General features: G+C 72.2%; 10 protein-coding genes. 5 read left to right on the top strand and 5 right to left on the bottom strand.

Annotation, left to right across the window (positions count from 1 at the left end):
- Nucleotides 1-91: 91 nt before the first annotated feature.
- The 3 genes from AB0I91_RS27030 to AB0I91_RS27020 are packed head-to-tail and all read right to left on the bottom strand — an operon-like array spanning nt 92 to nt 4,312.
- Nucleotides 92-2,164 carry a putative bifunctional diguanylate cyclase/phosphodiesterase gene (locus AB0I91_RS27030; RefSeq protein WP_499639399.1) on the bottom strand — a complete coding sequence of 691 codons (2,073 nt, stop codon included), beginning with the start codon at nt 2,162-2,164 and terminating at the stop codon, nt 92-94.
- Between the two features lie 6 nt (nt 2,165-2,170).
- Nucleotides 2,171-2,977, bottom strand: a complete 807-nt coding sequence (locus AB0I91_RS27025; protein ID WP_498773480.1) for an SAM-dependent methyltransferase — start codon at nt 2,975-2,977, stop codon at nt 2,171-2,173.
- A 54-nt stretch (nt 2,978-3,031) separates the two neighbouring features.
- Nucleotides 3,032-4,312 (bottom strand): MFS transporter, encoded by a 1,281-nt coding sequence (locus AB0I91_RS27020; RefSeq protein ID WP_498773482.1) that lies wholly within the window; start codon nt 4,310-4,312, stop codon nt 3,032-3,034.
- 53 nt (nt 4,313-4,365) lie between these two features.
- Here AB0I91_RS27020 and AB0I91_RS27015 point away from each other — a divergent pair, with 53 nt between their 5' ends.
- Genes AB0I91_RS27015 through crcB form a run of 3 tightly spaced genes read left to right on the top strand, consistent with a single transcriptional unit; the run spans nt 4,366 to nt 5,475 of the window.
- Complete coding sequence (locus AB0I91_RS27015; RefSeq protein ID WP_230566821.1) at nt 4,366-4,803, top strand: MarR family winged helix-turn-helix transcriptional regulator; 438 nt, start codon at nt 4,366-4,368, stop codon at nt 4,801-4,803.
- Complete coding sequence (locus AB0I91_RS27010) at nt 4,793-5,146, top strand: fluoride efflux transporter FluC (protein ID WP_498773485.1); 354 nt, start codon at nt 4,793-4,795, stop codon at nt 5,144-5,146. Before AB0I91_RS27015 ends, AB0I91_RS27010 begins: the two co-directional genes overlap by 11 nt.
- A complete protein-coding gene (crcB, locus tag AB0I91_RS27005; RefSeq protein ID WP_498773486.1) occupies nt 5,143-5,475 on the top strand; it encodes a fluoride efflux transporter CrcB in 333 nt (110 codons plus the stop codon). The genes AB0I91_RS27010 and crcB overlap by 4 nt, the downstream gene beginning before the upstream one ends.
- Nucleotides 5,476-5,880: 405 nt before the next feature.
- On the opposite strand, the gene AB0I91_RS27000 is transcribed toward crcB, so the two are convergent.
- Nucleotides 5,881-8,130, bottom strand: a complete 2,250-nt coding sequence (locus AB0I91_RS27000) for a HelD family protein (RefSeq protein ID WP_499639397.1) — start codon at nt 8,128-8,130, stop codon at nt 5,881-5,883.
- Nucleotides 8,131-8,390: 260 nt separating this feature from the next.
- Complete coding sequence (locus tag AB0I91_RS26995) at nt 8,391-9,233, bottom strand: SGNH/GDSL hydrolase family protein (RefSeq protein WP_499639395.1); 843 nt, start codon at nt 9,231-9,233, stop codon at nt 8,391-8,393.
- Nucleotides 9,234-9,491: 258 nt separating this feature from the next.
- Here AB0I91_RS26995 and AB0I91_RS26990 point away from each other — a divergent pair, with 258 nt between their 5' ends.
- Together AB0I91_RS26990 and AB0I91_RS26985 are read left to right on the top strand one after the other, a co-directional pair.
- A complete protein-coding gene (locus AB0I91_RS26990) occupies nt 9,492-10,166 on the top strand; it encodes a hypothetical protein (protein ID WP_499639393.1) in 675 nt (224 codons plus the stop codon).
- Between the two features lie 108 nt (nt 10,167-10,274).
- A complete protein-coding gene (locus tag AB0I91_RS26985) occupies nt 10,275-10,955 on the top strand; it encodes a TetR/AcrR family transcriptional regulator (protein WP_499614956.1) in 681 nt (226 codons plus the stop codon).
- Nucleotides 10,956-10,964: the final 9 nt, after the last annotated feature.

Here is a 10,964-nt window from a genome sequence, read left to right as displayed (position 1 = left end):
ACATACAACAGCGGTATGCGGCCCATTCGGCCGCACCGCCGGGAACCACCTCAGGCGCGACTCTCATCGAACGAGACTTGTGAAACAGGCGCTAGGCGTCGGACAGCTCGTAGGACGGCACGGCGGGCGCGAGGTGGTCGCCGTACGCGGCGTCCACCTCGACCCGCGTCCACCACGCCGCCTGCTCCGCCGTGGCCAGGTCCGGCACCAGCACCGACACCCCGGCCTCGCGGATCAGCGCGACCATCCGCTCCACCGCGGTGTGCAGGAACGACTCGGGCCGGTCGGCGAGCCTGCCGACCACCGACGGGTCGAGGACCAGCGCGTCCACCGGCAGCTCGTCGAGCAGCGACAGCTCGGCCTGCCCGCCGTTGAACCGGGTCAGCCCGGTGGCGATCCCGTTGTCCCGCAACACCTGCGCGTTGTCGTCGCCCATGCCGTCGAGCATCGACCGGGTGTCCAGGAAGATCCGCAGCCGGGACGCGGGCAGGCCGGTCACGTCCAATGTCCGCATCACCGTGCGCACCAGGTCCTCGTCGCGGGACTGCATCGGGGAGAGCTCGAAGTACAGGTGCCCGAAAGAATCCGACGCAGTGGAGTCCGGCGTGGAAGCTCCGACTGCGGCGACGGCGGCCTCGTGCAGCGCCCACTGGCCGAGCGCCGGCGACAGCCCGGTCTCCTCGGCCAGGGCGACGCACTCGGCGTGCCCGACGTCGTCCCAGCGCAGCCGGGCCACGTGCCCGAGCACCCGCCCGTCGGCCGGGTCGAGGACCGGCTGGTACTCGACCTCCAGCTCCTGCTCGGCCAACGCGCCGGGCATCCGCGCGGCCCGCGCGTGCCGTTCCCGCAGCGCCCGGTCGGCGTGCTTGTCGTAGGGCAGCCACTGCCGCTTGCCGCACGTCTTGGCCCGGCGCAGGGTCGTGTCGCCCGCGCGCAGGATCTCCGCGACGTCCCACCCGGCGGGTGGCCGGTCGACCACGCCGATGGACGCGGACAGGGCGACGCCGTCCTCCATCGGCCGCCGCAGCGCCTCGTTGATCCGGTCGACCATGTCGGGCACGCTCGGCGTGGTCGGCGAGTTGTCCACCACGATGCCGAACTCGTCGCCGCCGAGCCGGGCGACCAGCGCGACGTCCTCTTCGAGCAGGGCTTCGAGCCGGTGGCCGACCTCGGTGAGCAGCCGGTCGCCGAACGCGTGGCCGAGGCCGTTGTTCACCAGCGAGAACGCGTCGAGGCCGAGGTGGTAGAGCGTGATCCCACCCTGGGACCTGCCGTGCAGCGCCTCCAGCCGGGTGGCGAAGCGCTGCCGGTTGGACAGGCCGGTGAGCGAGTCGTGCAGCAGCTGGAAGTCCAGGTTCTTCCGCAGCAGGTGCAGCTCGCTGACGTCCTCCACCATGGTCACGTGGTAGGCGGGCTCGCCGTCCGCGTCGCGCAGCGACGACACCGCCAGGTGCACCCACACCGGCTCGCCGTCCTCGCGCAGCAGCCGTCGCTGCTCGCGCATCCGCGCCACCCGGCCGTCGCCGACCGCCCGGTACCTGACCGCGAGCGCCTCGGCGTCGGCCGGGTCGAACAGCTCGACCAGCCGCCGCCCGGTCAGCTCGCCGCGGTCGCGGCCGATCATCTCGGCCAGCGCCCCGTTCACCTCGACGCACCGGCCGCGCAGGTCGGTGATCACGATGCCGAACGCGGAGGCGTCGAACACCTCGCGGAACCTGGCCTCGCTGGCCTCGAGCACGCGTTCGGCGCGCAGCTTGGCCGCCATGAGCGCGAGCTTGACCTCTTCCTGCTGGTCCAGCGCGTCCAGCCGCATCGCGGTGGCGAAGCCCGCGCTCACGGCGCCCAGGATCGCGACGACCTTCTCCGCCAGCCGCGGCACGTCCCGCAGCTCGGGGCTGAACAGCAGGGCGTGCCCGAGCACGTCCACCGTGCGCTGCAACGTGTCCGGGCCGGTGAAGTGCGCCTCGACCAGCCGTTGGCCGACCACCGCGACCGGGTCGACGGTGAACGGCTCGGCCTGGACCGCGTCGGCGATCACATCGACGAGTTCGAGCAGGTACAGCTCGATCTCGACCGGTGACATCGGCACGTACGCGGTGGGGTAGACCGCCCGCATCCACTCGCGGGCGACGTCCTGCCGCCGGGTCCTAGCGCGTGGCGACACGTCGGCTCACTTCTTGCGCCCCACCCCGGCGAAGATCCCCGCCCGCTCGGCGTCCTCCTCGACGGCGCCTTCCTCCGGCCGCCACCGCGGCAGCGGGACCACGCCGGGCTCGACCAGCTCGAAGCCGTCGAACAGCGCGGTGATCTCGGCGTGCGTGCGGGGGAACATCGGGTCCGGGCTGTCGCGCATCACGGCCACGACGCGGGCCATCGCCTCGGGTTGCAGGTCGTAGGTGAACTGGGACAGGGCGAGGTGGCTGCCCGGCGGCACGGCGTCGCGGTACGCGGCGACCACGCCGGCCGGGTCGCGCTCGGGCGCCACGAAGTGGAACATCCCGACCGCGAGCACGCCGACCGGCTCGGCGAAGTCGATCAGGCCGGTGTCGCGGACGTCCGCCAGCACCGCGTCCGGCTCGGTCAGGTCCTGGTGCAGGATGGCGGACCGGTCGTCGCCCGCCAGGATCATCCGGCTGTGCGCGACGGCGACGTCCTCGAAGTCCACGTACACCACGCGCGACTCGGGCGCGACCTTGCGCGCGACCTCGTGCACGTTGCCGACGGTCGGGATGCCGGAGCCGAGGTCGAGGAACTGCCGCACGCCGGCCTCGACCAGGTGCAGCACCGCCCGGCGCAGGAACGCGCGGTTGAGGCGGGCGATCGTGCGGGCGTTGGGCTGCGCGCGGAGGAACTGCTCCGCGAGCTCGCGGTCGGCCGCGAAGTTGTGCCCGCCGCCGAGCAGGTAGTCGTAGAGCCGCGCGGCGCTGGGCAGCCCGGTGTTCACGTCGTCGGGGACCCAGTTCAGCCGATCCGCCACCGCGTCCTCACCCGTGTGTGTGCCAGCCCCAGCTCTCGCCCCACCGGGGCGAGATTACTGATGCGGCCGTACCCGTGGGCCGAGACGCGGCAGCTTGTCCCCGATCGGCGTACAAAGGATCATCAGAACGATCACCGCCAGTGTCCCGAACGCCACTCGTGGTCCCCAGTGCGCGTGAACGAAGAGCGGGACCGCCACGCCGAACGCGGTGCCGAGCGCGCGGGCGAGGTTCACCAGGCCGCCACCCGACCCGGCGTCGCCTCGGGGGAGGGCGGCGAGCACGGCCGCGTTGTTGGCCGGGATGAAGAGGCCGAGCCCGAGGCCCAACGCCACCAGGGCGACCGGGTGGACGTGCCAGGCGAGCACCCCGCAGGCCACTGTGGACAGTGCCGCGCCCGCCTGCGGCACTCGCCACGGCAGCGCCGCGCCGAGCGCGAACCCGACCGGCAGGGCGGTGAGCAGCACGCCGGTCGCCAGCGGGCCGCGGTCGGACGTGAACGGCACCAGGACCAGCGGTCCGAACAGCACCAGGTACCCGCACGTCGCGCCGAACAGGCCGCCCTTGACCCGGCGCACCAGCGGTTCGCGCCACACGTAGCCGGCGCCCGCCGGCAGGGCGAGCAGCAGCAGGAACGGGCTCGCGCCGGAGAGCACCAGCAGCAACGCCGTGGTGGCCGTGGCGAGCAGCACGACGGCGATCCCGTCGACCGGGCCGCTGCCGCGCTCACGCGTGCGCGGCAGCAGGAAGTGGCCCGCGACCAGGGCGAGGACGCCGACCGGCAGGTTGACCAGGAACACCCACTGCCACCCGAACGCCTCGACCAGCAGGCCGCCGACCGTCGGGCCGAGCGCCAGCCCCAACGCCTGCGCGGTCGCCTGCACGCCCAACGCCCGGCGCATCCGGTCGCGCGGCACGGCCGCCACGACCAGCGCCACGCTGTTGGCCTGCAACATCGCCGCGCCCAACGCCTGCACCACCCGGAACGCGATCAGCACGTCCAGGTCCCGGGACAACGCGCATGCCACCGAAGCGCCGGTGAACACCACGAACCCGTACAGGTACACGAGTTTGCGACCCCGCCGGTCCGACCACTTCCCGATCGGCGCGACGAACGCGGCCAGCGTCAACAGGTACGCCAGCGACACCCACTCGGGTGACGCGCCGAAGTCGTCCCGCAATGCGGGCAGGGCGAGTGTGACGACGCTCGCGTCGAACTGACCGAGGAATGCGCCGAGGCACACCGTGGCCACGGCCAGCCAGGGCGCACCGGCCCAGGTCGCGACCCGCCGCGGGCGGGGTGACTCCGCGACGAACCAGCGCAGGGAGCGATTCATCGCGGCCAGACTATCTCGGTATCCGACATATTGCGACCCAGTACCATTCGCGCATGTCAGACGAGGCACGCTCGCTCACCGACGTGGTCACGAGGCTCCGCCGGGCACTGCGCACGAGCATCCGGTCGGAATGGCCGTGGGACTCCCTGCCGATGGCGCAGGTCGAGCTGCTCCAGACGCTCGCCGAGCGCCCCCCGATGCGCGTGGGCGACCTCGCGGCCGAGCTGCGGCTCGCGCCCAACACGGTCAGCGGGCTCGTCGGCCAGCTGATCGAGAACGGTCTCGTCGAACGGGGCGGCGACCCCAGCGACCGGCGCGTGGCCCGGCTTTCCGTGACGCCGCAGGGGCACGAGCAGCTGGCCGTCTGGCAGGCCGCGCACGAGAAGCGCATCGGGTCGGCGCTGGACAAGCTCGAGCCGGGCGAGCGCGCCGACGTGGTCCGCGCCCTGGCCGCCCTGGACCACTTGGTGGACCACCTGCGTGCGCACTGAGGTCCGGACCGTCGCGGCCGTCGCCCTGGGCGGTGGCGTCGGCGGCTTGGCGCGGTTCGGCCTGTCCGCGGTCGTCCCCGGCCCGTGGGGGACGCTGCTGGTCAACGTGGTGGGCTGCGCGCTGATCGGTGTGCTGATGGTCCTGGTGCCGCGCCTGCACCCGCTCGCCCGGCCGTTCCTCGGCATCGGTGTGCTGGGCGGCTTCACCACGTTCTCGGGCTACGCGCTGGACGCCGTGCGGCTGGGCGGCCTGACCGCCGTCGCCTACCTGTTCGGAACCCTGTTCCTGGCGCTGTGCGCGACCTTCGCCGCCATGGCCGCGACCCGCCGGGTGTGGCCATGACGGTCCTGCTGGTCTTCGTCGGCGCGGCGGTGGGCGCGTCGCTGCGCTACGCGGCCGGTCGGTTGGTCCAGCGGTCGTTCCCCTGGGCCACCTTCGCGGTCAACGTCGTGGGCTCGTTCGTGCTCGGCTGCGTCGCCGGCACGTCACCGCACCTGTTCGCCCTGGTCGGGATCGGCCTGTGCGGCGGCCTGACGACCTACAGCACGTTCAGCTACGAGACCGTGCGACTGACCGAGGACGGCCGCTACCTCCAGGCCCTGGCCAACGTCACCGCGAGCCTGACCGCGGGCCTGGCCGCCGCCGCCCTCGGCTACGCCCTCACCCGATGACGTCGAACTCCCTCCTCATCCACCGGTCGAGGAAGTCCCGCACCCCTTCGGGCACGTCCCTCTCACTCATGCACCAGGTAACCGAGCGTCCGGGCGGCGAGTTCGATGTCGGAGTAGCCGCCGCGGCGGAGCACCAACCGCAGAACTTCGCCGGCACCGTCGTCCTGCCGCTCGTCGAGCAGTTGGAGCGCGATCTGGGAGATGACTTCGGACTTCCTGTAGGTGACGATCGGCTCCAGCGCCGACCACAGCGCCTCGGGCGTGGGCCGGCGACTCTGACGGCCGTCAACGTGCGGCTGTCGTGGCGGACCGCTTCTTGGCGAGGGACTGCTTCGCGGCGCCGAAGAGCTTGCCGCCGACCTTGGCTGCGGTGCGGCCCGCAGCCGCCTCTAAACCGGTCACCGCTCACACGGCAGCCAACCGCCCCAGCACCTCCGGCAGGTCGTCGGTGTGCACGACGCCCAGCCGTTGGGTGGCACGGGTCAGTGCCACGTACAGGTCGCTCGCGCCCCGCGGCGACTCGGCCAGGATGCCCGCCGGGTCGACGACCAGCACCGAGTCGAACTCCAGGCCCTTCGCGTCGGTCACGGCCAGCACCACCACCTGCGCGTCGAGGTCGTCCGAAGCGCCCGGCACGGCGGCGCGCAGCGACGCCACCGACGCCGCCGGCACGATCACCGCCAGCTTGCCGTCCCCGATCGCGGCGACCTCCTTGTCCACCAGCGTCGGCAGCGCCTCGACCAGGGACTCGGCCCGCAGGCTCCACGGCGCGAAACCGCTGTCCCGCACCGACGTCGGCGGCACGAGGTCCGGGTCGACCGACGCCAGCACGTCCGCCGCGACGGCCATGATCTCCGACGGCGTCCGGTAGTTGACCGTCAGCTCGGTGAGCTTCCAGCGGTCCATCACGTACGGCGACAGCACCTCGTGCCACGACGACGCGCCCGCGATGTCGCCGGTCTGCGCGATGTCGCCGACCACGGTCATCGACTTGGACGGGCACCGGCGCATCAACGTCCGCCACGCCATCGGGGACAGCTCCTGCGCCTCGTCCACGATGATGTGCCCGAACGTCCACGTCCGGTCCGCCGCCGCGCGCTCGGCCGCCGTCTCGTAGCGCTCCGCGCCGTGCCGCTCGGCCAGCTTGTAGGCGTCGACCAGGTCGGTCGCCATCAGGATCTCCGGGTCGGCGTCGTCCTCCAGGTCGAGGATGTCCAGCACGCCCTGCGCGTAGTCGATCGCCTGCCGCCGCTGCCGCTCGGCGCGCGCCTTGGCCTCGGTGTCGTCCTCGCCGAGCAGCTCCGCCGCCTCGTCGAGCAGCGGCACGTCGGCGGGCGTCCACTCGGCGCCGCGCGGCCGGGCCAGCAGTTCGCGCTCGGCGGGGGAGAGCTTCGGCGTGGCCTTGGCGATCAGCTTCGGCGACGCGTACAGGTCTTCGAGCAGGGTCTGGGGCGACAGCGTCGGCCACAGCTTCTCGATGGCCGACTGCACGGCGGGGTCCTCGCGCAGCTCGCGCCGGATGTCGTCGACGTCGGCCTGGTCGAGCAGGTGCCTGCCCAGCCGGGACACGGCCTGCGACGCCAGCGTGGAGATGATCTCGCGCTGGAACGTCCGCCGCGCCTCGTTGTGCGGTCGCCTGGTGCGCCGCGCCCGGCCGCGCGCGTCGCTGATCGCCCGCCGGTCCAGCCGCAGCACGTCGCCGTCGAACGGCACCTCGACCAGGCTCGGCGCCTCCTGCCGGTCCCGGATCGCGTGCGCGACCACGTCCGCCATCTCGATGCGGCCCTTCAGCGCGGCCACCTCGGCGGGCTCGCGGCCGACCGCGGTGAGGCCGGGGAACAGCTCGCCGACGGTCGACAGCAGCACGCCCGTCTCGCCCAGCGACGGCAGCACCTGCCCGATGTAGCGCAGGAACGTCGCGTTCGGCCCGACCACGAGCACGCCGCGCTTCGCCAGCTGCCGCCGGTGCGTATAGAGCAGGTACGCGGCGCGGTGCAGCGCGACCGCCGTCTTGCCCGTGCCCGGACCGCCCTGCACGACGACCACGCCGTTCAGCTCGGTGCGGATGATCTTGTCCTGCTCGGCCTGGATGGTCGCGACGATGTCGCCCATCTGGCCGGTGCGGCTCGCGTTCACCGCGGCCAGCAGGGTGGCCTCGCCGGTCAGGCCCTCGGACCGGCGGTCGAGGTCGACCGAGTTGATGTCGAGCACCTCGTCGTCGAACCCGACGACCTTGCGCTGCTTGGTCCGCAGGTGCCTGCGCCTGCGCACGCCCTCCGGCGCGGCGGCCGTGGCCAGGTAGAACGGGCGGGCGGCGGGCGCGCGCCAGTCCATCAGCAGCGGCTCGTACTCCTTGTCCTCGTCGAACAAGCCGATCCGGCCGATGTAGAACCGCTCGTCGGTGTGGAAGTCGAGCCGGCCGAAGCACAACCCGTTCTCCACCGCGCTGTACTGCGCCAGCTGGTCGGAGTACATGGCCACCGAGGTGTCCCGCTCGGAGCGCATCTGGTGCGTCCCGCCGGTTTGCCGCAGCGCGCCGGCCAGGCGCTTCGAGCTCTGCTCGCGGAGGTCGTCCAGCCTGCGGTACAGCATCGACACGTATTCCTGCTCCGACTCGGTTTCCGCGAGCCGGAGGTCATCGGAGGGGCTTGACAACGTGCCTCATTTCTGGATAGCGTGTTTTATCAGCCTGTGTGTCGCATTGCGGCTGACGGTTTCTTGCGGGCTCACAGTCCTGCGCTCGTCATGCGCAGAACGTCTAATCTACTACACGTTCTTCCCGCCGGTGCGTGAACAAGTCCGCGCCCGCGACCCGACACCGTGAACGCGCGAAGGCCGCCGCCGAGCGGGTGCTCGACGGCGGCCTGGCGGTGCTGGTCCGGCGGTGCTGGTGGCGGGCTGCGGCCCTGGGCTCGCTACAGCTGGGCGGCCACGATCCCGCCGATCGCGGCCATGCCGTCCTTGTTCGGGTGCATCGGCGCGGCCGGGCCGGTCAGGGTCACGCCCTCGAACCACCTCACGCGAGCCGGCGCGCACGCGTCGTGGCCCGTGCTCGGCGACTCGACGTCGACGAACGTCGCGCCGTGCTCGGCCGCCGCCCGGGCGAACAGCACGTTCATCCGGTGGATGCTCGCTTGCAGGTAGGTCGCGTCCTTGGGCCAGATCGGCTGGTCCGGGAAGCAGCCGCCGGGCCGGATGTGGGTGCCGTAGCCGACCACCACGACCCGCGCCTGCGGCGCGCGGGCGGAGACCAGGTCGAGCGCGGCGGCGAACTCGGCCGCGTAGGCGTCGATCCGCTCGGCCAGCTCGTCCCGACCGCCGGCGGTGAACACGTCGCGGCACGACGTGCCGAACGGCGGGGGCAGCAGGTTGACGCACTGCAACGCCGCGTCGCCCAGCGCGACGTCGTTGCCGCCGATGGTGAGCGTCACCAGGTCGGTCGACGGGCCCAACGCGTCCGCCTGCGGCGCCTGCTGCTCGCCGTCGACGGTCGCCTGCGACCCGGCCAGGTCGTCGGTCACCGCGCCGGAGCACGTCACGTCCGTGAGCCGGGCCCCGATCCGGGCGGCCAGCACCGACGGCCAGTTGTTCGTCGAGCGCAGGCAGCCCGGGGCTTCGGGGTCCTGCTGCGGGATGAGCGGTCCCGCGGCCGACGAGTCGCCGAGCGCCACGTACTCGTAGCCCGGTTCGGCGACCGCCGCACCGGTCGTCCAGGTGATCGACAACGCCGCCAGCAACGCCGGTAGCAGCCTGCGCACGACCGCCTCCTCTTCGTGATCGGGGGTGTCCGCTGGCCATGATGTGGTCTGGGCCGCAGGAGCGTGCCGGTGAGCCGGGGTAGATCACCCGAGCGTGTTCACGACGGTGGCGCCGGGTCGGATGCCGAGCCGGGGTGGGGCCGTGCGCCACGTCGGGTGATGGCGGGCCGGTCGCCCCACCACCCGATGAGCGGCTCTACGAAGGCACGCGGGTGAAACCGGATCGCGGGACATGATCACTCCGGCACGCTGGGACGGGTGAAGGAGAGGTGCCGGGAGTTGGCGAGGCTGTGCCGCGTCGCGGTGGACCGGCCGAAGTGGCAGCTCGGGTTCGCCGCGGTCGTGTCGGCGTGGTCCCTGGCGTGGGTGGCGGGTCAGGCGTTCGGCGCGCCGAGCCCGCTGGAGGTGCTGCCGGTGCGGTGGGCCGGCCTGCCGACGGGGTGGCTGGACGCGGCGCGCGGGTGGTTCGACGGCCGCACCGGGTTCCTGGCCGTGGCGGGCGGTCTGCTGTGGGCGATGACGAGCGCGGGCCGGCAGGCGTCGGCGTCGGTCGGCTGGCTCGCGGTGATGGCGGCGGCCGAGGACGTGGGCTACGTCGCGGTGCGGTGGGCGCTGCTGTCGTTCGCGGTGTTCCTCGCGGTGATGGGGTTGGTGTCGATCACCGGGCGGCGGGCGTTCGTGGTCGACCGGGTGGCCGTCATCCCGCGGGACGTGGCCAGGGCCGGCGCGACCGCGTTGGCGCTGTCGGCGGTGGTGCCGCTGGTCGCGCCGGGGCTGGTGCTGGCCCGGCTGGTCGGCCCCTACGTGACTCGGCCACCGCGCCGACGGCCGGGGGCGCCGATCGCCCGCCCGGCTTCCGCCGAACGGCCGTCGGTCGGTGAAACACCCGGTGAACTGCCCGAACCCGTTCCGGCGCAGCGCGGCCCGCGGTGAGTCCGACCGGATTTCGCGATCAGGTCAGGGTATGCAAATAGTTTTGCGCCCCAACAATCTATCCGGGAAAGATGAGCAGACCTCACATCACATTCCGGAATCGCCTGTTTGGGCTTACCGGTCCGTATCCATCAAGATGTGCGAGTGCCAGAAAATCCCGCCGAAAACCGCTTAGCCAAGGTGATGCGTCGTCAGCCTGTTCAGCAGCGCGGCGCCGCGACGGTGTCCGCGATTGTCGATGCCTGCGCGACGCTGCTCAACGACTACGACTACGACGACATCACCACCGCCCGGATCGTCGAGCTAGCAGGCGTGCCAATTGGATCGTTCTACCAATACTTCCCGGACAAGCGTTCTGTTGTGCACGCGCTCGCGCTGCGCGGCATGGAGGAGTACCTGGGTCGCGTGGAATCGCTGTTCACCGAGGGTCGACTCGCCGAGGACTGGCGGGAAGCGGTGCAGCAGGTCGTCGCCGTCTACCTGCGGATGCTGGTCGAGATCCCCGGCTTCGGGCGGGTGCGGTTCAGCGACCTGCTCGACGGGCACCGCCTCGACGCCTCCGTGGACCAGTACGAGCTGATGGCCGAACGGCTGCGCGACCTGTTCCTGACCCGCTTCGCGGTGCGTGGCGACGCGCCGGTCACGTTGACGTTCCGGATGGCCGCCCAGACCGCGGACGCCATGTTCAAACTGGCCGAGCGGGTCGATCCCGACGAGCGCGCGGTGGTGCTCGGCACGGCCGACGGCGTGATCTTGAAGATGTTGTCCGGGGTGTTCGACCCCTCGTGACTTGCCGCG

The organism is Actinosynnema sp. NPDC049800 (genome assembly GCF_040656635.1).
GTDB lineage: Bacteria > Actinomycetota > Actinomycetes > Mycobacteriales > Pseudonocardiaceae > Actinosynnema.
This window is presented reverse-complemented; position numbering and strand designations above follow the sequence as displayed.